Source organism: Shewanella donghaensis, from assembly GCF_007567505.1.
Taxonomy (GTDB): Bacteria; Pseudomonadota; Gammaproteobacteria; order Enterobacterales; family Shewanellaceae; genus Shewanella; species Shewanella donghaensis.
In genome coordinates, this window is the sequence record NZ_CP041783.1 from 4,194,487 (window position 1) to 4,218,369 (window position 23,883).

The 23,883-nt window shown below is 39.8% G+C and carries 17 protein-coding genes and 2 pseudogenes; 10 read left to right on the forward strand and 9 right to left on the reverse strand.

Going from position 1 to position 23,883, the window contains the following annotated elements; genetic code table 11:
• Positions 1-114: 114 nt before the first annotated feature.
• Complete coding sequence (locus tag FPK91_RS17880) at positions 115-1,749, forward strand: tetratricopeptide repeat protein (protein ID WP_144212978.1); 1,635 nt, start codon at positions 115-117, stop codon at positions 1,747-1,749.
• A 77-nt stretch (positions 1,750-1,826) separates the two neighbouring features.
• Positions 1,827-2,036, forward strand: a pseudogene (locus FPK91_RS17885) (LysE family translocator); the annotation flags it as partial.
• 88 nt (positions 2,037-2,124) lie between these two features.
• Here the strand turns inward: FPK91_RS17885 and FPK91_RS17890 are convergent.
• The 3 genes from FPK91_RS17890 to FPK91_RS17900 form a co-directional block, all read right to left on the reverse strand.
• A complete protein-coding gene (locus FPK91_RS17890) occupies positions 2,125-3,168 on the reverse strand; it encodes a flavin-containing monooxygenase (protein ID WP_144212980.1) in 1,044 nt (347 codons plus the stop codon).
• Positions 3,169-3,422: 254 nt separating this feature from the next.
• Positions 3,423-4,034 carry a protein-disulfide isomerase gene (locus FPK91_RS17895; protein ID WP_144212981.1) on the reverse strand — a complete coding sequence of 204 codons (612 nt, stop codon included), beginning with the start codon at positions 4,032-4,034 and terminating at the stop codon, positions 3,423-3,425.
• Between the two features lie 244 nt (positions 4,035-4,278).
• On the reverse strand, positions 4,279-5,142 hold the full coding sequence (locus FPK91_RS17900; RefSeq protein ID WP_144212983.1) for a universal stress protein: 864 nt from the start codon (positions 5,140-5,142) through the stop codon (positions 4,279-4,281).
• Between the two features lie 115 nt (positions 5,143-5,257).
• Between FPK91_RS17900 and FPK91_RS17905 the strand changes: the two genes are divergently transcribed.
• A complete protein-coding gene (locus tag FPK91_RS17905) occupies positions 5,258-6,466 on the forward strand; it encodes a cation:proton antiporter (protein ID WP_144212985.1) in 1,209 nt (402 codons plus the stop codon).
• 211 nt (positions 6,467-6,677) lie between these two features.
• Here the strand turns inward: FPK91_RS17905 and FPK91_RS17910 are convergent, their stop codons facing one another.
• Positions 6,678-9,107, reverse strand: a complete 2,430-nt coding sequence (locus tag FPK91_RS17910; protein WP_144212987.1) for a S8 family serine peptidase — start codon at positions 9,105-9,107, stop codon at positions 6,678-6,680.
• A gap of 384 nt (positions 9,108-9,491) precedes the next feature.
• Between FPK91_RS17910 and FPK91_RS21190 the strand changes: the two genes are divergently transcribed.
• Positions 9,492-9,617 carry a hypothetical protein gene (locus FPK91_RS21190; protein ID WP_264371770.1) on the forward strand — a complete coding sequence of 42 codons (126 nt, stop codon included), beginning with the start codon at positions 9,492-9,494 and terminating at the stop codon, positions 9,615-9,617.
• Positions 9,618-9,747: 130 nt separating this feature from the next.
• Here FPK91_RS21190 and trmH read toward each other — a convergent pair whose 3' ends face one another.
• The gene (trmH, locus tag FPK91_RS17920; protein WP_144212989.1) at positions 9,748-10,452 is read right to left on the reverse strand and encodes a tRNA (guanosine(18)-2'-O)-methyltransferase TrmH; all 705 of its coding nucleotides are present in this window, start codon (positions 10,450-10,452) and stop codon (positions 9,748-9,750) included.
• A 589-nt stretch (positions 10,453-11,041) separates the two neighbouring features.
• On the opposite strand from trmH, the gene kynA reads away from it, so the two are divergent.
• The 5 genes from kynA to FPK91_RS17945 all read left to right on the forward strand — a co-directional run bounded on the left by kynA (position 11,042) and on the right by FPK91_RS17945 (position 18,647).
• Entirely contained in the window at positions 11,042-11,887 is an 846-nt protein-coding gene (gene kynA, locus FPK91_RS17925; RefSeq protein WP_144214551.1) for a tryptophan 2,3-dioxygenase, read from the forward strand.
• An 80-nt stretch (positions 11,888-11,967) separates the two neighbouring features.
• A complete protein-coding gene (locus FPK91_RS17930) occupies positions 11,968-13,155 on the forward strand; it encodes an aminotransferase class V-fold PLP-dependent enzyme (RefSeq protein ID WP_144212991.1) in 1,188 nt (395 codons plus the stop codon).
• 214 nt (positions 13,156-13,369) lie between these two features.
• Positions 13,370-13,789: a ribosome recycling factor family protein gene (locus FPK91_RS17935; RefSeq protein ID WP_144212993.1), complete on the forward strand. Its 420-nt coding sequence runs from the start codon at positions 13,370-13,372 to the stop codon at positions 13,787-13,789.
• A 236-nt stretch (positions 13,790-14,025) separates the two neighbouring features.
• Complete coding sequence (locus FPK91_RS17940; RefSeq protein ID WP_144212995.1) at positions 14,026-14,919, forward strand: dienelactone hydrolase family protein; 894 nt, start codon at positions 14,026-14,028, stop codon at positions 14,917-14,919.
• A gap of 473 nt (positions 14,920-15,392) precedes the next feature.
• A complete protein-coding gene (locus FPK91_RS17945) occupies positions 15,393-18,647 on the forward strand; it encodes an EAL domain-containing protein (protein WP_144212997.1) in 3,255 nt (1,084 codons plus the stop codon).
• A gap of 186 nt (positions 18,648-18,833) precedes the next feature.
• Here the strand turns inward: FPK91_RS17945 and FPK91_RS17950 are convergent, their stop codons facing one another.
• A complete protein-coding gene (locus FPK91_RS17950) occupies positions 18,834-19,274 on the reverse strand; it encodes a MarR family winged helix-turn-helix transcriptional regulator (protein WP_144212999.1) in 441 nt (146 codons plus the stop codon).
• Positions 19,275-19,374: 100 nt separating this feature from the next.
• Between FPK91_RS17950 and FPK91_RS17955 the strand changes: the two are divergent.
• Positions 19,375-20,115 (forward strand): annotated as a pseudogene (locus FPK91_RS17955) (siderophore-interacting protein).
• A gap of 109 nt (positions 20,116-20,224) precedes the next feature.
• Here the strand turns inward: FPK91_RS17955 and FPK91_RS17960 are convergent.
• Genes FPK91_RS17960 through FPK91_RS17970 form a run of 3 tightly spaced genes read right to left on the reverse strand, consistent with a single transcriptional unit; the run spans position 20,225 to position 23,534 of the window.
• The gene (locus FPK91_RS17960) at positions 20,225-21,451 is read right to left on the reverse strand and encodes an ABC transporter permease (RefSeq protein ID WP_144213001.1); all 1,227 of its coding nucleotides are present in this window, start codon (positions 21,449-21,451) and stop codon (positions 20,225-20,227) included.
• Entirely contained in the window at positions 21,451-22,161 is a 711-nt protein-coding gene (locus FPK91_RS17965; protein ID WP_144213003.1) for an ABC transporter ATP-binding protein, read from the reverse strand. Before FPK91_RS17965 ends, FPK91_RS17960 begins: the two co-directional genes overlap by 1 nt.
• Positions 22,158-23,534 (reverse strand): efflux RND transporter periplasmic adaptor subunit, encoded by a 1,377-nt coding sequence (locus FPK91_RS17970; protein ID WP_144213005.1) that lies wholly within the window; start codon positions 23,532-23,534, stop codon positions 22,158-22,160. Before FPK91_RS17970 ends, FPK91_RS17965 begins: the two co-directional genes overlap by 4 nt.
• Positions 23,535-23,883 lie beyond the last annotated feature (349 nt).

The following is a 23,883-nucleotide window of genomic DNA, read 5'->3' on the forward strand; positions in this document are numbered from 1 at the left end:
TTTTATTTTAGGTGTTGAGCTTGCTGTTGCTGCTATGTAGGCTTTTTGTTTGTTGAGTGTTATTATTTCTAACTCGAGTTAAGGTGGTTATTCATTGTACAAAAGGCGTTAATTTTGAAGGAAATGATAAAAGAAGGGTATAAACTTTTAAATGAAAAAGACTTTGATAAGTTATCACTTCTACTAAATGGCTTTAGTAAAAATGATAAGTTGAAAATTCAATGGTTAAGGCTAGAAGCTCGTTATTTTTTGAAAAATTTTGGTGCCGTTGAAGGACTAAAGAAATTATCAAAAATTAACAAGGACCATCCAAATAGATCAGCGATACTTTTTGACTTGGTTCTTATTTATTTAGAATTAGATGATATTGATGCAGCAAAGTACCATATACAGCAGCTAATTGAGTTTTGTTCGAATGAGGTTTTAATTCGACAAGCTAAATACCATCTTGCTGTTTATTTAGATGATAGATCATCACAGATAGAGCAATTAATTTTTTTAACTAGAGAGTTACCGTTAGGTCCTATTTGGTGGATTCACTTACTACAATGTTATATAAATAGCTCCAACTTAGATGAAGCTAAGGCTATTATCCCTAACATTCCTTCTCAATCTCTCGAAAATGCTCATTTGCAACATGTTTTATTTAATTTTGCAGTATTATCTGAAGATGAGCTTTTGGTTCGTGTAGCTTGTGAAAGTTTTGATTCGTTAGGGAGAAAACCTAATTTCTTTGTTAGAGTAATTGATTTTTTTCATCAAATTAATAAAATAGAATTTGCGATTGACTATATTTCTATAAAAATTGAACAAAATAAATTACCTTATCAAGTGTTTCAATTTGCACTAACTCTATCGCTAGAACCTAAATATATTTTAATCTTAAAGCAATGGGCAACTGTAAATATTTCCAATGAAGATATTGAGATAAGTAATGTTGCTGAAGGGATATTGCTACAACTTTTTGATGAGGAGGAGCTAAAATTATTAAAAAACATTAGCAAAGGAAAGGATAATATTTATCATTATTTACCTGAGTTTCATCATTTAAAAAGAGAAATTATTGATGATAAATTTGAAGAGGTAACCATAGCAGAGGCTGAAAATTCTGATACTGTTGTTATTTTATTCACAGGGCTTGCTCATAGAGCTTCTATACCTCTTCCTTCAATAGATCGTTTTTTCGCTGAACGTAATATCAGTTCAATTTATTTAAGAGATTTCAACCGTTCTTTTTTTAATCACGGGCTTAAATCTGTTGAAAATGGTTTTGATGGTGCAGTTCTATATTTAAAGGAACAGATTAAAAAGTTAAATTCTAAAAATGTAATTGTTATTGGCTCTTCAGCTGGTGGTTTTGCTGCAGTAAGGTATGGAATAGCCTTAAATGCAACTTGTGTTAGCACTTTTTCATCTGTTTTTAATTTGACTTCTGAATTTTTGGACAAGGATCCAAGAGGTAAACTATTTGTTAAAAGACAGCAGGTTTTTTCTAAAAGTGTGCTCGATTTACGGCCACACATATTAAAAAATAATGAAAATATTTGTTTTCACGTTTTATATGGGGCTCAACATATACTCGATAAAAGAAATTCTGAATATCTATCAGGAATAGAGCATATTAATCTTTATCCTGTAGAGGGGATTTCAGAACATAATTTGATTGAACAGCTAATAAGACTAGGTTATTTCCCGAGTGTTTTGGATGGATTAATTGATAAACCAGAGTGTTTGATAAAGCTGCAGTAACCGATTACCCAAAAACCTAAATTACTTTAACTACTGCAGCTGTTGTAATATTTATTTTTACTATATTCTTTTTTAAGAGTGCTTTTGAGCTGATGTTAGTGTTAAGCCTGCAGTTGAATTTGATGGGGTTATTGTTTAATTTGTTGCTGGTGGCTTTAGTGGGGAGTCTAGGCAAACCTTTGCTGAAAAATGAAAAGTTTAGAACCTATCAAAACAAGTTTATGGGGCTGATATTCTTTGCGCTGGCAATCTGGTTGTTAGCTTCTCAAGTGCAAGGTATTAGTTAGATTAAGTATTAGCTAGGTTATTGGTAATTCGACCTAGCTAAACATCAATCCCTGATATGATTGAATATCAGGGATCTGATTATCTGAGTTATTTCTTTTCTAGAATATGTGTCATGAGATATTGGGCATCTTTCCAAACACCGCCTAACGTTGCAGAGCCTCGAGTGTATAGCCAAGGCAGGCCAATAAAATATAACCCCTCAACATCACTGCTTACACCACGGTAGTTACTTGGGTAGTTCATTTCATCGAATGAGATATCTTCAATCCAAAAGAAGTTAGGTTTAAAACCTGTCGCCCAAATAACATTTTTGATAGTGCTAATACTGCCTTTTTGAAAGGTAATACTGCTTTCATCTGCCGATAATGTTCTGCCCATATGAATCACATTGTCTTTTGCTAACAGTGATTTTACATCGGTACCAATAACGGGCTGCACACCTTTACTGAGCCACTTACCAATTCTGCTATAACGCGTCACCGATAAAAAGCCAATCTTAGTGAACCACCACCAAAGGGTTTTACCCAAAAATGACTGTGGAATAGCTTTAATGTTATCAGTGCCAGAGAAGTGAACCGTAAGTCCTGTTTCGGCTATTTCTGATAAAATTTGTACGCCAGAATCGCCCGCGCCAACCACTAAACAATCACCATCTTGCAGTTGAGCAGGGCTCTTATAGTTTTCACTATGCAATTGGGTGATGTCAGCTGCAATATCTGCGTGGCAAGGCGGTGTAAACGGCGTATGGAAAGGCCCTGTGGCAATGATCACTTGCTTGGCTTTATAACTTGCAGTAGCACTGGTTATTTCAAAGATGCCATTCACTTTCTTTATCGAGGTGATGCGTTGATTGAACTCAATCGGCATTGAAAATTTTTCGACATAACTCTTTAAATACTCTGCCACTTCATACTTGTTGGGGTAATAACCTTTTGGGAAAGGGAATGGCATACCTGGGAGATGGTTATACTCTGTTGGGGTAAACAGTTTTAAAGAATCCCAGCGCTTTAGCCAAGGTGCGCCAATGTGCTCATTCGCATCTAAAATAAGGTAATCTTTATTATTAATGGAAAGGTTGTAAGCCATAGACAGTCCAGACTGTCCCGCGCCAATGATGATAAATTCTTTCATGGATCCCAAATGAGTCATGTCAATATGCGCGGTATTCTAACAGAACATCTCATCCTAGCCTGAGAATTCGCGAAATGGGGTAAGTGTACTGTTGTAAACCTTGTTGTTTCATTAAGGTTAAACAAGAGGTTATATGAATAAGTTAGTCATAGGTTAAATTAGTGCGCAGCTGCTATTAACGTGGAATAGAACCTTTTAGACACAAAAAACCACGGTAAATACCGTGGTTTTTGTTATTTTTCTTAGCAATGATATTACTTTTTGAATGCAGCGATTTCTTGCTCAACTGCAGCCACTACACTGTGAGGACTACTGATGTATTTTGAGTGGTCGACAAAGATCGCATTATCATTAACGGTAATGATGATTGCAGGAAAACTATTAGTGCCAATGATTTGTTGGATTTCAGCAATATCTTCAAGTACGTATTCAGCATCCATACTGAGCTCATCTTTAAAAACTTTATTTGATGGTGATAGCTTAAACTTTTCAACGATGGCATTAAAATCGTGTTTGTTGTCTAGCGGGTTACCTTCAATGAAGTGTGCTCTTTGAATAGCATTCAGCACTGGCAGCTGTTTGACCGCTTGTTTACTTTGGATCCAGCCCATCAAGTTTGCTGTTTTGACTGAGTTTTTAGGGCTGTTTGCATAACGAATATGATCTCTGCCAAACTTAAGTCCACTCATTCTTGCTGCTGCTTCCATTTGCTCTTCGCCAGCACTGTCTTTGCCGATGAAATTCGCGCAATGTAATAAGTTTACAGTCATTTCTGGATAAGCTTCCTGCAATGTATTCACCAAAGGTGTGGTTGCATAGCTCCAAGGACAATGTGAGTCGTAGATAAAATAAAGCTGAGTGGTCATTACGTTAATTCTTGTTGGCGATCAGATATGTTGATCCTAGATAGTTTATTGGCATTATTCAATCTTTGAATCGCCCAAATATCACAGTAATCAGTTAAAGCTGATAAAACACCGCTACAACCTTGTTATTTGCTTGTTTGTTATGGCTAACGTATTTATCCCGAAGTTCACTTGCCCATTAGAGACACTGCCATTGCTCAACTCTAAATTCTCCCTTTCTCTCTCTCCTGTACCTATTAATTTATCAAGCTTCAGTTCGTTGGGGGACCACTAACACGTTACTTCTGATCCGCGTTAAAATTGACTCTGCGGTATTACCTAACACTAAGCCAAGAATGCCTTGTTTCTGACGGGCGCCCATCACTAAATATTGGGCTTTCAAGCGGCAACTTAATTCAAACAGGCACAGGTCTGCTGTTCCAGCCATAATATGCACATGATCTTTATCGAGTCCCAATTGCTCAATTTCCAGTTGGTATCGTTGATAGGCCTCTTTCACTAAGGTGCGACTATTCACCAGATCCATATCGCGGAGTATTTTGGGTAAACGGATGACATAGCCGAGGTGTAAGTCAAACCCTGTCGCTGTGGCCAGTCGTTGTGCTTGAGCTATAACAGTGCGGTTTAAGGCTCGTTTTGAGGTATTATCACTGCCCAAATCTACCGCCATTAAAATTGATTCAGCTCGATTAAGTGGATTGTTACTCAGTAACATTAACGGGACTTTGGTATGGCGAGTAAGTTGCCAGTCCATAGGAAGAAAATTTGCCGTTTCATGGATAGACTTAACCATCATGGCGTATTTATCTGCTGTCACATACTCGCAAGCATGCTCACATAAGTTCTTACACCAAATATTGGTAAATAACGTATTACTGGCATTGAGATCACTGAGTTGCTGCTTAACTGATGCACTATCTTCTGCAAGTACTTCTGCTCGTACCACTGCTGCAATACGTGGATTATAGTAGGCATCTCCACTTAATGACTCGTAACAATAGGACATGATTTCAGGTTTTAATTCCAACATTGTTGCTAACGCCATCCCCTCAGTTATGGCATTGGTTTGCTGTTGATGTTTCTGTGAAATGATAAATAACTTATCCATGTTTATTTCCTCCTAGCTGTTAATTTAACATAGCAAATGGTTGACATTTAGCCTTGATCTTCATCATTAAAGCGCTCAATATTTGTTCTATAACAATAATGAATGTAGAGGGCATATGAGTGTTGACCAGTTTGTTATTTCTCTATGTTTGATTCTGTTTTTAGGCAAACTTTTTGGTGGTGTTTTTCAGCGGTTAGGCTTACCTGTGGTCGTGGGAGAAATATTTGCGGGCTTGTTATTAGGACCTTCATTACTGAGCGTAATTACTCCTCATCCCACGTTGACCGTGTTAGCTGAATTAGGGGTTATTTTATTACTGTTTTCCATAGGCTGCGAAACGTCAATTAAGGGGCTACATAAAGCGGGAAGTCGCGCGATGAGTGTTGCCATTCTGGGCATTATTATTCCTGCGATAGTGATGGGACTGAGCAGCGCTTATTATCTTACAGACTCGACATTTACCGCTATTTTTCTAGGCTGCGCGCTAACGGCAACCAGTATCGGTATTTCCTTAAGTGTTTTGGTGAGAGCTAACCATGCTAAAACAACAGTGGGAAATATTATTTTAGGTGCTGCGGTTTTCGATGATATTAGTGGCGTGATATTACTGAGTATTTTGTTTAACTTTGCCAGTAATGGCGTGTTCGATGTAATGAGTACCTTATACCTCATTATCAAAGTGCTGATGTTTTTAATCTTCACCCCTCCTTTGGCTCGGGCATTATTGTATTTGGCTAGAGCGTTAAAACCCGTTAATGATAATTCAGGCTATGAAGTGATTATTACCATGATTTTGGTTTGCTTTTTCGCTTGGGCGGCGCATTTATTTGGTGCCCCCGCATTACTCGGCGGTTTTGCCGTTGGGTTGGCATTAAGCAGGCAATTTATCTCGCCGTTAAACCGCTATTTTGTTAATCCCTTTGCTTTTACTCATAAGATGGAAGTCTCAACCAAAGCATTAGTCGATGTATTTACGCCAATATTTTTTGTTTATGTGGGTATCAGTTTAGATTTAAGTCAACTTGATTATAGTGCTAGCGGAATACTGTTGTTGATGTGGATTTCGTTGCTAGCCGTTATGAGTAAATTACTTGCAGGTGGCTTGGCTGGTGGAAACTGGCAAACAAAACTCATTGTTGGCAGTGCTATGGTACCGCGTGGGGAAGTGGGTTTAGTTTTTGCTGAAATGGGCAGACAGATGAATATTATCGATAATAAATTGTTTACGGAGTTAGTGGTCATCATCGCTATCACCACCCTCATTGGGCCACTGTTGCTTAAGTGGAGCCTTAAAAAATATGGTCACCATTCGCAAGAAAATTAAGCTGTAATCAGTAAGTGGTTGTTAGGCTTAATCGTTTAGTGTGATTTTTTACTGATACTTTAATCGCATGGGATATAAGGGATAGGGTGAGTGGAAGTGCGCTTGAAGATCATTAGTTAACATTAATTTATCGTATTATAAATTGACCATAAAAATGCCTACCAGTTTTAGCTGATAGGCATTTGTCGTAAACACATGACTTAAGGTGTGATTACAGGAAACTTAACTCCCAAGAGTTAATAGTTCCCGTATCCCTTCTAGCACTATCTACGGCTTTGAGTTCCCAGTCACCAGCAGATTCAACACCAGACATATCAACGGTATAAGTTTTATTGATATCGTTAGCACTGCCACCAGTATTGTCATGCAATACTGCAATTTGACCTGTAGGGCTGTGAAGCTCAACTTGCAAGTCACCTATATAGGTATGACTAATGTTTACTTTCACTGTCACTGTACCTGAATCACCTGTTCTAGCTGCAGATATAGCACTGGTTATCCCAGTCGCGTTGTTATCTGGGATGCTATAACTAGTATTATTCGTGTAAGTTGCTGGACCACCTGTTCCGCCGCCAGTTCCACCACCCGTATCTTCAGTGAAATTAGCTATCAGATTTACGCCGCTAAATGCACTATAACCCTGAACCATGACATGGTAAGTCCCTGTCTGCGGTGTAGTAATAGGGCAAGATTCTACATTTCCGCCTTTCCAAGGACGGCAATCATAGCTAGCTGTTGTAGGCGCTGCGCCATACTGTACATATAAGTCTGCATCGCCTGTACCGCCGCTCATTGAAAAGCTTAAGTCGGTTGCACCAGCGGGAATTTCGATTGAGTAAAATAACTCTTCACTCTTCGCCCCTGCTAGGTTTGTTTTAGCAACACCATTCACTAAAACACTATCACCGCCACCATTACCTGGATCGGTAGGACCATTACAGGATGCGTCGAGATAAGTTTTAGCTGCAACAGCATCGACTAAACCAAACCCTGTTTTGTTGTCTCTACCAGCAGTTTCTAAATCTTCAGCTGTAGCATTCAATGCAGCGCGAACTTGTGTAGCACTACATTCAGGATGATAACTCCATACCAAGGTTGCCACCCCTGAAACATGCGGCGTTGCCATAGATGTGCCATTGTAATACTCATAATCTTCATTATCGGTATTGGCGACAGTAACAGAACTGCCGATTTCGTTACGAAGTGCAAGACCAGTAGCACGGTCAACTGACACAGATACTATCGGTGCTTCGTTATTACTGTCGACTAAGAATGGATTTTGTAATCCAGGTAAAGCGCTATTACTGTAGACGATAGTGGCACTAGCACCGGCAGTTTCACATGCTTTAACTGCATCAATATCAGGGTAAGTTGAACCTTGATTACCCACACGTTCAACCAGACATACTTTATTGCTCATATTGCCACAGTTAAAGTTACTACCACTGACTGAACACTCTGCAAGAATACCAGTCACACTACCGATGAAAGGCGTGCTTACGTGGTTTGAACCTGACAAAACATAACGATTATGAGGTACGACACCATTGTCAAAATAAGACTGACCATTGACGGTAATATCAGCTAATCGGCCTTCACCACGGGTAACGGTAGACAGTACCGCTTCACCTGGCCCTGAAATTTCAACTTGTGCAGTGTACTGAGAAAATGCTGCGTGATCTTTGTTGCTATCAACAGCAGCAACAGACATTACCGCATCGTATGAGGCTGGATAACTTAGGGTTGAGTTGCCGTCATTACCCGAAGCTGCTATCAATAAAACACCATCACTTTCGTGAGCTGCAAGGGCATTTCTTTCGGTATTATTTGAACCTGCGCCCCCTAAACTCATGGTGACTACGTTGGCATTGTTGCTGACACAAATATCAACTGCTGCAACGAGATCTGACGAGTAACCCCAACCAGAAGCATTAAATACTTTGATGACATGAATATTGGCATTTTGATTTGGCATTACCCCAACGACACCATCATTGTTTGCAATGGCGGCAATTGTTCCTGCTACGTGAGTACCATGAGCATTACCTGCACCAGGTTCATACCAATTATTGGTACCAGAGTTGTTGGTGCCAGTAACATTATTTGCATTGAGATCGTTATGACCAAGGTCGTAACCAGAGTCAATAATACAAATGGTGCGATTGCCTGCTTGGCTGTCACTCAGTGCCGTAGCACCGACATAGGTTTGACCCCATGGTGTTGATTCACTGAGTAAACGACGCGGTAAATCTTCTTCAACATAATCAACATCTGCACGAAATCTGAGTGATTGTAGATTTTTATTGTCGAGTTTGACGGAGTAACTATTACTGCGTCCTATACGCTTCATTTCTTTCGCTGCGACGCTATTAAGTGCGCGAAAATGTGAGAAGACTTCGTTAGATCTCGGTACATATTGTGCATCATCAATAGGATTAGAAGATATTGAGAAGCCCGCAGCTACAGCGCTCGCTGTTTTAAACTTAACAATATATCGTTTAGGGAGTGGGTTTTCGTTGGTGAGTCTTGATGCATTACTATGCAAGGCTGGGTTAAAAGAAGGAGCTGCATTTACACTTGCTGATATCGAAAGTGCGAGCACAGACAGGCTTAATACTGTTGTTACTTTACGTGTAGTCATAACTGTCTTCCATGTTAGTCAGGATAATTAATTGTTTATTATATTTTTTGCAGATTAAAACTCTAAGATCTCTCGCTGCGACGATCAATGTATCTGTAGTTGTTACATTTGTAAAATAAATGTAACAAAATAGTATTGGCTTGAATTTATGTTCTAACTGAAGGACTTAATGAATAGATATGCTGATTAAATGAACTTAACCTTATAAGTAAGGTTATGACTATGACTTTATATGCATGGAATAGTGGTTTTTATATCATGATAGTGGGGAAGGCGAGATTTTCTTAAGTGGCTGATTTTATGTGCAATAAAAAATTTTTAATTTTTTATAATTTACACTAGGTTTACTTTGGAGCCATTATTGATAATTGAATAGAAGTAGAAGTGGAAGTGGAAGTGGAAGTGGAAGTGGAAGTGGAAGTAGAAGTAGAAGTAGAAGTAGAAGTAGAAGTAGAAGTAGAAGTAGGGTTACTGTTTGCGCTTATTGTAGAGAATGACTACTTAGGTTAAATACTTATATTTACTCAATATAAACAGTGCTCAATAAAACAGTATTCAATCAAAACAGAACATCCATGTTCTCGTTAGGCATATAACGTCAGATTTTTCTGATTGGTTCTACTGTTTTCAGGCTTTAGATCTATTCACCCACTAATTCTTTTTGATACGGTGCACGCATTCGCTGCCACCAATCTTCGTTAGCTTCGATTTGGCCGAGTTCATCTATTGCTGGATAAGGGATGTTTTTTCTACGACATGCTTTAGCAAAAATAGGATGACCTTGTTCAAATAGTATGGTTTGGCAGTATTGGTGATCTAATTGACGAGTGCCATACATATTGGCTTTCTGGCGTTGATGCTGAGCTTCAAACATCACTAAAGCTGCAGCAACAGATACATTAAGGGACTGCACCATGCCAACCATAGGAATGATGATGTGTTGGTCTGATGATTCTATCGCTTCTTGGCTAACACCATCATGTTCATTCCCCATCACTATCGCTGTTGGGCGGGTATAGTCTATTTCACGAAAGTCCACTGCAGTATCAGAAAATGTGGTGCTTAACACCTGCATTTTTTGTTGTTTAAATATCTTATTTGCGTCATCAAATGTGCGGTGATTAACGGTATCTACCCATTGCTGGCTCCCAGAAGCTGTATTGCCAGAAACCCATAAACTGCTATCGGGTAACACCGCATGAATTTGATGAATACCAACACTGTCGGCTGTACGAACCACTGCGGCAATATTTTGGGTTTTATGGACTTTATCAAGGCAAATCGTTAAGTCGATTTGGCGATTATCAAGCATTTGATTTATTCGGGCTAAACGTTCTGGGCTCATGAGTCAGTTCTACTTCGTACAGTTAAATAAAGGCGTTAAATTGGTCAAATATCAATGACAACACGCTGATGAATGCGGGGCATTATAGCGTTAAAAGAGGTTTTATCTCGACTAGAAAATATGCTTCATTTCAACGACCAAATACCAAACTAAATCATGATGCTATTCATTATTGGTTGTAATGACATTGTCAGTCTCTAAGTTACGTTTGCTAAGCAAGGCGTAATAATGATTTTCTCTCATTTTTTTAATGATTTATCCCATACGCATCACTATAAGCGTGAGTATTATAGGGCTTTGGATATGCATCAACTTTATGAATGACAAACAAATTGAATTTTTCGCGATGATATTGACACAAGTCTAAGTATCTATTGTTTTGAAAATAAGTATTTATTGGATATTTAATCCCATGATTGAAAAGCGCTTTACAGGCTTAAACTCGCAGCCTCTCTAGTTTGTACTCGGACTGTTAACTCAAACATACAGTCGATAGTATGTTTAATATTTCGCCTGCACTGACTTAAGTAGGTGATCATGATTAAATAAAAGTTGGCGATAAATAAAAATAATTACAGGAGTGATGAGTATGAGCTGTCCGCACAGTAATTACCGAGCGATGGAAGATGATATCCATACCGATTTTAAAGATGATATGTCCTATGGTGATTACCTTAAACTTAACCAAGTCTTATCGGCGCAGCAGCCACTATCTGATCAACATGATGAGATGTTGTTTGTCGTTATCCATCAAACAAGTGAGCTTTGGCTAAAGCTTGCTGGGCATGAGCTAAGTGCTGCGGTCGTTAACATTCAACAGGGAGATTTTGGCCATGCATTCAAAGTTATCTCTCGTGTTAAACAAATCCTTAATCAGTTAACCCAATCCTGGAATATTCTGTCAACCCTTACGCCTGTGGATTACCTGAAATTTCGTGATGCATTAGGGCATTCATCAGGCTTTCAGTCCGCTGGTTATCGTAAAGTTGAGTTTTTATTGGGTAACAAAAATGAATCATTATTAAAGGTGCATGAAAGCGATCCTGAAACATATCAAGAACTAAAACAAATCCTTGATGCGCCAAGTTTATATGATGTGACCTTGCAAGCCTTACATGATAGAGGGCTAATCATTGAGTCAGCGCAGTTAAACCGAGACTTTAGCCAGCCTTACAGCCGCAATGACAGTGTATTAAATGCTTGGTTAGGTGTGTACCAAAATGCTGATGAACATTTCCAGCTCTATGAACTCGCCGAAAAACTGATTGATATTGAAGACAGTTTTCAGCAGTGGCGTTTTAAGCACATGTATACAGTGCAACGCATTATCGGTAATAAAATGGGCACTGGTGGCTCTTCAGGGGTTTCCTTCTTGAAAAAAGCCCTTGATATTAGCTTTTTTCCTGAGCTTTTTGAGCTAAGAACACACCTTTAATCACACTAATATAGTTTTATTTTTGTATCAATTGATTTAACCCATAACAATAATAACCTCATGCTTTGGAGATAAGCACCATGTCTAATGATATTGCGCTAACACTGCAGCCTCACTATGAAAGCTTTAAGGTGAGTGAACGTATTTTACTGTCGGGACATTCGCATCAAGCATGGCCTGATGTGGCAAAGCGAGGCATGTTGCAATGCTTTGATGATGCAGCGAAACATATTGATGACAAGTGGCAACTTGCCTTTGAAAAAGCTGATAGAGTTCGACAATTTTATCGAGGATTACTGGGTGAGCCACAAGCTCAAATTGCGCTAGGTTCCTCAACTCATGAGCTGATATTGCGCTTTTTATCCGATCTTAATTGCTTTAAACAATCACTCAATAGACCCATTAAAATTGTCACTACCGATGGGGAATTCCATTCGTTACGTCGACAGTTAAACCGTTTAAAAGATCTTAATGTCAGTATTGAAGTGGTGCCGGTTAATCCCAGCAACACTTTAGCCGAACGCATTATTAGTCAGCTTGATAATGACACTGACGCCGTGATGGTATCTGCAGTGTTTTTTGGCACCAGTGAGATTTTTAATGATGTAGGTTTAGTGGCGAACGCGGCGAAAAGTTTGAATATACCTTGTTTGGTGGATGCTTATCATGCACTCAATGTGGTGCCATTTAATCTTGAGTCTTGGCAATTAACATCGGCATTTGTGGTTGCTGGTGGCTATAAGTATTGCCAAGCAGGTGAGGGCAATTGCATGCTACGGATCCCTCAGGGTTATCAAGCTAGTCCAATAATAACGGGCTGGTATGCCGAGTTTGATGTACTTAATCAAGCACCTGGGAAGGTGGGATATGGAACGGGGCAAAGCGCATTTGCCGGTTCGACTTATGATCCCACCAGTCATTACCGCGCAGCAGAAGTTTTTGACTTTTTTGAAGCGCACAAACTCACTGATACTAAGTTGAGGGAGATAAGTCAGCAGCAAATTACGTTGTTGTGGCAAGGGATTGAAGCTTTGGGACTGAGTGATGACTGTTTAGCTCTGCCAACTCACCAACGAGTAAATAATGCTGGCTTTCTATCTTTAACTAGCTCAAAAGCGAATCAGTGGGTGTCTAGCCTAGGAGAACGAGGAATATTGTGTGATAGCCGCGGTGACCAATTACGCTTCGGGCCAGCGCCATACCTTGCTAAAGCGCAGTTAGAAAATGCGCTGAATATTATTGAGGATCTAGCCAAGGTGATAGATTAGTTTATCTGTGTGGCTATTAAATTTGATAGCCACTTTGCCTTATCTTCTCTTTGATATCTCTAATATCTTCTCAGTTATTATGGCTGTTTGGCACCACTACAGCGGGTTAAACTGATTGCGAAATTAACTGCAGAACGCGTTAGCTTTATGATTATCGACAGCAAGGTATAATAAGCACTGAATTAACGATATTGAGTCAACTATTCAACCCCATATGAATGAAGATATTACCATCGCACTTCCTTCTCTGATCCATCGGATAGGTGGAGATACAGCCAAAGAAGCCAAAGCCATAGCAGTGCAATGTCATTGCGAACTTAAACGTGTGCGTCGCTCAAGAAATTGGGGGATTACCGGTGATGCTATCAATATACAATCCTTTGCCGCACACCTGACAACCCATCAGCAAATATCAAAGAAGCTCAACAAAAAAGGCTATGGTGAGTTTCATTATCTTATTAACAAGATTGAAACTGGGTTATTGGGACATGCTGATAAATTAGAAACCCTAGAAGAAAAGTTGGTTCGTCTGATTACACAGACTCCAAGCATCACACTATCTGAGCTGGTATTAGTGACCCACTGCACCGAGGCAGAGGCCAGAGTTGCACGTTTTGAAGCTGAAGGTTGGTGATGTTAATTAGATTGTCTCAATCATAGTTTATTAAGCGTTGACGATCTTCCTACACATTTCCATTACTGTCTTATTTTTCATATTATCGCCTTTGTTTGCTTTTTAATCATAGTTACCGCATATTAATTCAGGCTATTAGATTTTTGATTATTATTCGCATTTAGCTGTTCAAGTGAATCTAATCAAAAACTCACATGACAGTATAAATAAATCGCAAACTTATTTCGGGTAACAGTATGAAAAATAATAATATTCCAGAAGAAGCTTTTGATTGGTATGACTCATATGCCCATGGAGGGATGGATCGTCGTACTTTTATGAATAAATTAGCAGGTCTAGTTGCGCTGGGTTACTCAATGACAGTGCTGACAGGTGCATTGATGCCTAACTACGCATTAGCGGAGCAGGTGTCGTTCAATGATGAAGATATTAACGCGAGTTATCAGAACTTCCCATCGCCGCAAGGCCACGGGGAAGGGCGCGGCTATTTAGTTATGCCGACCAAAGATGCTGACAATGACAACCGCAAATTTCCTGTGGTACTGGTGGTACATGAGAATAGAGGCTTAAACCCTTATGTTAAAGATGTGGCTCGCCGATTAGCTAAAGCCGGTTTTATTGCATTTGCGCCAGATGCGTTGTTTCCGCTTGGGGGTTACCCTGGCAATGATGACGAAGGTAGGGCGATGCAGCGCACTCTTGATCGTGAAAAAATTCAGTATGACTTTGTAGCTGCTGCCAAATTCTTAAAGGCTCATGGGCAATCTAATGGAAAGTTAGGCGCTGTGGGGTTTTGTTTTGGTGGTTATATGGTTAATTACCTAGCCGCAATAGAGAGCGACCTGATTAATGCTGGCGTACCATTTTATGGAACACCCGCAAGTAAAGAGCTTAGAGCCAATATTAAAGCGCCGTTAATGATCCAACTCGGCGAATTAGATGAACGTGTGAATGCTTCATGGCCTGAGTATGAGGCTGATTTAAAGGCTGCGAATGTTGATTATGTAATGCATATGTACCCCAAAGCGAAGCACGGTTTCCACAATGATTCGACCGGGCGCTATGATGAACAAAATGCACAACTCGCTTGGTCGAGAACATTGGCCTTTTTCAAGTCCAAACTGGCTTAGTAAGAAACTAGGTCATCGTGACTGATTGTGGCGTATATTATCGTAAGCCTGAGACAAAAAGGCTGAAATACTTGAGAGATAATCTTAAATGCTCTTTATATATTTCAGCCATTTTTTATAAGATATTTACGTAAAATGACTTCGTTCTAAGTTTGATTGTCGTCGATTGAGTTTTTTGCGGGGATTCTCACCTTTTTGAAATTTTGTACCAAAAGTCTAATTGCTAAGGATTTTTTATCTTCTATACTCAATGTAGTTCAGCAAATTTTAAGACTAAGTGACATAACACTTTATAGATTGGCTGGATTTTATATCAAGGATGAAATACTAAATATTTATTTTTCGTTTGTTTTACAGTATCACTCTCCCTGTATATCGGTATCGTTAGTGTCATAGTTTCAGGATGAACTCATTAACGGTTTAGATGAAAGTTTCATAGCGTATGGATCTAGATTATCGCTAAGGTATTCAGTATGTCGAAAGGTGTTATCCGGCTAAATAAATACTTACATTTCTCATCTAATAAATGTGCAAACTTGTTATATCTGCTATTCATCATATTTGCTTTGCTGCCCTCATCATCGCTACTTGCGAATGCTTCTTCTGAAGACGACTTTTCTACAAAAAATCCAGTAACAAGTATCTCTGTTAAAAACAATCCTGCTGAAAACCGCTCTGTCGAAGACAACATCATCTATCTGCAATTACGTTGGCATCATCAATTTCAGTTTGCAGGTTACTACGCCGCCATAGAGAAAGGCTTTTATAAAGATGAAGGCCTTGATGTACGGCTAAGGTCAGGAGATCCACAGCATATTCCTGTAGCAGAAGTCTTATCTGGGCATGCCTTATACGGTGTCGGAAACAGTGAGGTGCTTTATGAGCGTTTACAAGGGAAACCTCTGGTTGCTCTTGCTGCTATTTTTCAACATTCCCCATCTATATTACTTACGCTAAAACAGTCAGGTATTCGTTCTGCCCATGATTTAATTGGTAAAAAAGTTATGTTGGCTAACAAAGATAAAGATGCGGATTTTCTGACGATGTTAGTTAATGAAGGTATTGAGTTGTCGCAGTTGGATATTTTGCCTAGTAGTTTCCAGCTTGAAGACTTAATTTCAGGTAAGGCTGATGCATTTAATTCATATATTACCAATGAACCCTTCGTTCTAGAACAGCTCAACATCCCTTATAACATTATTGATCCTGTAACTTATCGCGTCGATTTTTACAGTGATATTTTATTTACTTCTGAAGCGGAAGTAGAGAATTACCCGCTTCGTGTGGAGGCCATGCGACGAGCCACACTCAAAGGTTGGCAATATGCGATGGATAATCCTGAAGAAATCATAGACTTAATGATGGCTCAATATGAGGTAAGTAAAACCCGTGAGCATTTATTGTATGAAGCGTCAGCAATAAGAAAACTTATCGTGCCCGATCTGATTCAAATTGGCCATATGAATCCTGAACGCTGGCTGCACATGTCAAATACCTTTGCCAGAGCAAAATTGGTTAAGGATGTTAGTCACCTAGATGGCTTTGTTTATGATACCAATCCAGATACCCTGCCAAAGTGGGTATTTCCTTTATTTTTTATATCACTTTTTCTGCTGATAATTACTAGTTCAGTAATCCTATATTTACATCGTTTCAATAAAAGATTGAGTGATACTAAAAAGACATTGCAGCAGAGTGAAGAGCGTTTCAAAGCGTTAAGCAATGCAACGTATGGTGGTATTATTATTCATGAACAAGGTAAAATCCTAGAATGTAACAATGGCTTATCAGATATTACAGGCTTCACCTATTCAGAACTAATAGGGATGAATGGTCTTGATCTCGTTGCGCCAGAGTACTTGGATACTGTGTTAGAAAAAATTAAGCAAGGTTATACTCACAGCTATGAAGTTGATGGGTTACGCAAGGATGGTTCACAGTATTCGCTTGCCATTAAGGGTAAAAATATCGACTACAAAGGGCGTAAGGCTCGGGTTATCGAATTTATTGATATTACTAAAAATAAACAAATAGAAAAAAAGTTGAAGCTCGCTGCCAGTGTGTTTACCCATGCTCGTGAGGGCATCATGATTACCGATATCAATGGGGTTATTATTGATGTTAATGATACTTTTAGCACGATTACGGGTTACGATCGCGATGAAGTACTAGGAAAAAACCCACGATTTCTTAACTCTGGTCGACACAATAAAGCGTTTTACAGTGCCATGTGGAAATCTTTATTAGAGAAAAAGCAATGGTCTGGAGAACTGTGGAATAAGCGTAAAAATGGTGATGTATTTGCTGAGCTGATTACCATTAGTGCAGTCTCTGATGCTAATGGGAAAACGCAAAGCTATGTGGCGCTATTTTCTGATATCACTTCAATGAAGCGCCACCAGCAACAACTCGAACATATTGCCCATTATGACCCTTTAACCAATTTACCTAATAGAGTGCTGTTGGCAGATCGGATCCGCAGTGGTATGCATCAAACCATTAGGCGAGGTCAATTCTTAGCGGTCGCTTATCTTGATCTGGATGGTTTTAAAGCGGTCAATGACACTTACGGTCATGATGTGGGTGATGAGTTGTTAATTCAACTTTCAGCATTGATGAGTAAGACTTTACGAGAAAGCGACACTCTGGCCAGAATTGGTGGTGATGAGTTTATAGCCTTGTTGGTTGATTTAGATAATATGGAAGACTGCGAGCGTGTGTTAGAGCGTATGTTGCAAGCTGCGACGAGTCCGATTAAGTCTGGAGATATCACATTGCGGGTTTCAACCAGTATTGGTGTGACTTTATATCCACAAGATGGTGTTAGTGCTGATCAATTGATACGTCATGCAGATCAAGCCATGTATATTGCCAAGCAAACGGGTAAGAATCGTTTCCATGTTTTTGATGTTAATCAGGATAAATCAATACAAACAACACTTGAGAATATTGACAATATTCAGCGCGGCATCGATAAAAATGAATTTGTTTTATATTACCAACCTAAAGTAAACATGAAGCTGGGCAAAGTGATTGGGTGTGAGGCGTTAATCCGTTGGCAGCATCCTGAACGCGGTTTACTGCTGCCGGGTGATTTTCTGCCTGTTATCGATAACCATCCTATTAGTTTGGTATTGGGAGACTGGGTGATTAATACAGCGCTTTCCCAAATGGCTGAATGGAAATCAGCAGGTTTAGACATGTGTGTCAGTGTCAATATCGACGCTTTTCAATTACAACAAACCGACTTTGTAGCCAAATTATCTTCGGCATTAGCGCAACGACCCACCTTGAGCCCAAATTCATTTGAACTAGAGATCCTTGAAACAAGCGCTTTAGGTGACATGGTTCAAGTGTTAGCGACAATGGAACAATGCATTAATTTAGGGGTAGGTTTTGCTATCGATGATTTTGGTACCGGGTTTTCATCATTAACCTACCTTAAAAGGCTACCGGCATATTTACTTAAAATTGATCAAAGTTTTGTTAGGGACATGCTGGTAGATATTGATGACCGCGCGATTGTGATGGGGGTTATTAGCATGGCTTCAGCCTTCCACCGACAAGTTATTGCCGAAGGTGTGGAAAGTATCCAGCATGGCGCTCAGTTGTTATCTATGGGCTGTGAGCTAGCCCAAGGCTATGGTATTGCTAGACCAATGGCTGCTGATAAAATACCAGCCTGGATTGAACAGTGGCAGCCAGATCCGAGTTGGATAAATAGCTAAAAATAGTCTTAGTAAGTTTATCTGACTCTGATTCAATCACTTCGGCTTAATCGCTCTTGTTTAATCCTAGTGAATCAATATCATATCGTGAGTGATTATTGCCCGCTTATGACTTTATAAATTCTATCGGCGAATGGTTTATATTCATGCTTAATCAAAACATCGAGCGGCTGGGTTTTATATTGTTTAAACCTTTGCTTCAAATGTCTTAAGATTAGCCGCGATTATTGCTGCTGTTTTGGTAAAGGCTGCCACTTCTGCTGTTGATAAATTTTGCTGCATTTGTTTAAGCACTTGTTCCTGAGTCCTTGCAATAAGCTCTGCTAATTTTCTGCCCTCATCAGTTAACGATAAAATCTGGCTGCGTCTATCTTCAGGATTTGCCTCTTTCGTTAACCATTTATTATCGATCATATCTTTTATTAAGCGTGCTATTTGTGCTTTATCTCGGGCAAAAAAGCTCACGATATCGTTTGCGGTGCAAATATGACTTTTATTGATGAATGTCAGGCATTTGACATGCATACCATTTAGACCAATTTCGTTGGCTTTAAGTGATGAACGCATCGCTAATCGATAAGAATGTACAATACTGAAGACGGTGTCAGAAAGTGTATCGTTATCCAAAATATTTGCCTCTGCAAATTAGTTGACTATGTCAACCTTGTTTAATATAGTTGACCTTATCAACTCAGTTGTTACTTTTCAAGTTAAAGAGGATTTATAGATGAAGCCTAAAAAGCCAAATTTACGCTCGGTACAAGTTGTCGATATCATCGAATTATCTCCTCATTTACGCAGAATTATATTTACTGGAGAAAGCTTAGAAGGGTTTCCTATCGATATGGAAGGGACTCATGTAAAGGTTTTCTTGCCCTCAGTAAACGACGAAAAGTCAGCTATGCGCTCATATACCATTCGTTTCTTTAACCCAGATTCAAACCGTTTAGCATTAGATTTTGTGGTCAACCGCCATATTGGTCCTGCAACTTGTTGGGCGAAAGCAGCGCAGCTCGGTGACTGTATTGGTATTGCAGGGCCTGGATTAATGAAAATCACTAACTTTAGTCATCATAGTTACCTGCTCGTGGGGGATTTAACCTCAGTAAATGCCATAAACGGTTTTGTGCCGAGATTTAACAAAGCTGCAGAGGTAAGAGCAATAATTTGTATTCCGACTCGAGCTGATATTATTGAGATGGATTATGACGACTCCCGCAATACTTGCTGGTTTATCGAAGATGAAGCGGCAATCTCTCTTGAGGAAAAGGTATTGTAAGTCGCGAAAGGCTTACCTAAAGATACCCATGTATTTATGGGGCTTGAAGCACGCAGTATTCGTTCGTTAAAGCCGATACTTCAAGATGATATCGGTTTTGAAAGATTAAACACTTTTGCTGTGGGTTACTGGAAAGAAGGTGTTGATGCAGATCGCTTTAGCGATCAGAAGAAAATAAATCCGCTGTAACAATCTAGATGTTACTCCGTATATAGCTTCTTTATGAACTCTTGAAAAACTATTCATAAACTATCGATACAAAAAGGGAATAGCAATAACGGCTATTCCCTGATTGATATTATTCGTACCTTAGCGCCTCAATAGGATCGAGATTTGCTGCTTTATAGGCAGGGTAGAATCCAAATCCCACTCCTATGATCGCAGTGCCAATCACGCTGATCCCGATAATAGTAGGGGATAGTGCCATTTCCCAACCTACACCATATTGCATAATGACTACGACGATTAATGATAGTAGCACGCCCATTAATGCACCAATGATACATAAGGTGACACTCTCAATAAGAAATTGAATCAAAATATGCTTTGGTTTTGCGCCCACTGCCATACGTAGACCAATTTCACGGGTACGTTCAGTCACACTCACTAGCATAATATTCATCACGCCAATACCGCCTACTAATAACGACACCCCAGCCACGCCTGCTAATAACATTGAAAATACTCGATTGGCTTCAGCACGGGTTGAAAGCATCGCTGACAAGTTCATAATTTCAAATGGGCTAGTTTGGCTCACGGGTATTCGATGACGTTGATTCAACAGTCGCTCCATTTCTTCGTTAACATAATCCATATTACTGGCTTTATCGACGGCAACGGTGAGGCGATTCACTCGGTTAATATTGGTATCTGCACGACCCAACACTCGGCGATTAGAGGTTGTAATAGGAATGATGAGGGTATCGTCTTGATCAAAGCCACGCATATCCTGTCCCTTGGTTTGTAGCAAACCAATAATGGTTAAAGGCACCTTGTTCACGCGGATAATTTCACCAATAGCAAACTCAGCATCACCAAATAGCTCAGTAGCGACAGTGTGACCGATTAAGGCCACTTTAGCACCGCTGCGAACTTCGCTTTCTTCAAACTCTCGACCTTGTGCTACCACCCAATTACTGGCAGCGATATAGTCAGTATTGGTACCTTGAATACTCGTAGACCAATTTTGATTACCCCATATAATTTGTGCTTGGCCGTCATTAGATGCACCAACATAAGCGACTTCAGCAATTTCGTTTTTAATGGCATTTGCATCAGAGATTTCCAGTTTATTAACCCCTCCAACCGCTTGCTTAGCACCGCCAGACTTTCTTGGCGCCGCTCGCACCATGAGAACATTTGTCCCTAAGCTTTTTATTTGTGCTTCTACTTGGCGCTGGGCACCTTCACCTAATGCAAACATTACGATAACGGCACTAATGCCAATGATGATGCCGAGTGTGGTTAGAATAGAGCGCATTAGATTGCGTCTTAAAGAGAGTAGGGCGGTATAGACTAAAGTCATTACATTGCCTCCAGAACTGTATCCTGATGCTTTTTAGGTGATACCTGAAGCTCACCATCTCGCACCATGACAATTCGGTCGGCATAGGCCGCGACTTCATCCTCATGGGTGACCAAAACAACGGTTTTACCTTGTTTGTTCAAATCTCTAAACAACGCCATGATGTCTTTACTGGTTCGGCTATCTAGTGCACCAGTGGGTTCATCTGCCAGTATGATATTCGGCTGATAAATTAGCGCCCGCGCGATTGCTACACGTTGTTGTTGACCACCAGAAAGCTGGCTAGGGTGATTTTCTAAGCGGTCACCTAAACCTACTGACTCTAAACATGCTTTAGCGCGTTGATCAGCATCCATAATTAGGTTATCGGCATACATTAATGGCATTTTTACATTATCAAGAGCAGTGGTTCGTGCAAGTAGATTGAATTGTTGAAACACAAATCCGATATGATCGCGACGCAATGTTGCTAGCTCATCTTTACCCATACCGAGCGTTGATTGGTTAAGGATCCGTACTTCACCTTGCTCAGGCGTCATCAAACAGCCAATAAGATTCATTAAGGTCGATTTTCCGGATCCTGATGGCCCCATAATGGCAACCATTTCACCTTGTTTTATGGTCAGGTTAATCTGTTTAAGTACATGAAAGCGTTCTCCGGCCATGGGAAAGCTATGACTTAAATTAAGACACTCAAGCGCTGGAGTCATAATGAACCTGCTTTGATTTGAGTAATGACCATTTGATTATTTAAATCAGGTTTCAATAGTTCAGTATATTGACCGTCAGTAATGCCCAATTGCACAGGCACGGATATTTGCTCACCATCACGTAGTATTAGCACGTTGCCTGTTCTCACCGTGCCTTTTTGTATGGCTTTATGAAGCGCTTTTTGTTCGTCAGTGAGTACATCAGCTAAGAGCTTCTGCATTTGTCTTTGACGTTGTTCTGCCACGCCAGGTCCGAATCCTTCTGAACGCTTTGGCATTTGTTGTTTGAGCTGTTGCTGTTGTTCCTCACTTAGGTTTAATGCTTCAAGGGATGCCATTGGTCCGCGGCGCTGTGGCTGATCAGAGCTTTCATTGAGGCGCGTAGCTAGGCGAAGTGCGGCATTGGATACACGCTGGATATCTCTTACGTTATCAATTGAAATATCTAAGTTCGCGGTCATCCCTGGTAATAAAACATCTGAACGATTGTCTGCAGAAACAATGACGGTATAACTCACTACCCCAGACGTTGATTCAGGTGAACGGCGTATTTGTTGGATCTCGCCGTTAAACTTACGATCTGGGAAAGCATCCACAGTGAAATTAACCCTTTGCTGTTCTTGTAATTGGCCAATATCAGACTCATCGATATAAGCTTCAATTTCCATAATGGAAAGATCTTTAGCAAGCATAAACAGTTCAGGTGTATTTAAGCTCGACGCTACAGTTTGGCCTGCTTCAATAGTGCGTGAAATGACAAAGCCATCAATGGGGGCGCGAACTTCCGTACGTGATAAGTTAATTTGATCTTGTTGTAAGCTAGCTTTGTTTGAGGCCAGAGTCGCGTGCAGTACATCAAGTTGTGCTTGTGCTTGTTGAACATCGAGTTGGTTTTGCTTGACGAGTGTTTGGTAATCGTCGAGTTCATCTTCTGAAATGTTTTTAGCTGCAGACAATTTTTCAGCACGCTGTAAATCTCGTTGTGCTTTATTGAATGTCACCTTGGCACGTGCAATGGCAATTTTTTGTAAATTTATATCGGCTTGAGTCTTATCAACTTGTGCTTGAGTTTCAGATACTTTTGCTGCAAAAGTGCTTGGGTCTATTTGAGCCAGTAATTGGCCTGCTACAACGGTGTCGTTAAAATCGACATATACCTGCGTTATTTGACCTGAAAGCTGCGACCCTACAATGACATCATCAACTGCCGCGAGTGTACCTGTTGCGCTGACGGAATTAAGGATATTACCTTTGCTGATAACTTCGGTTCTGTAATTTTCCGGTGGTGCGGAGGCTGTAGAATCTTGAGTGGTGATAAACCACCCTAGGCTTGCAATAATGATTGCTGAGAATAATAAGATTAGACGTTTCATAACTGCTCAAAATAGAAATCAATTTGAACTGTAGATTAACAATCCACGCCAACCTAACTCTATGTGTTTTACATATCTTTACCCCATAGGTTCATTCGTTTACATAAGGGTTTTACGCTGATTAAATCGAGTTTGAAATTGAGAATTAATGCTAATACGTTTATTCCTGTAAATCGGTATTTTTTTGTTGGCAACGGCTGGTGCGAGACACTAGCGGTTGAATGATTTTATTTAAACAGGTTTATCAGTAGGCTCTGTTCCGACACTTTAAGGATAAGGCATTGAAATATAGCGTTTTGTATTATTGATTACAGTGTTTATTATTTTATTACCTACATAAATGACACTA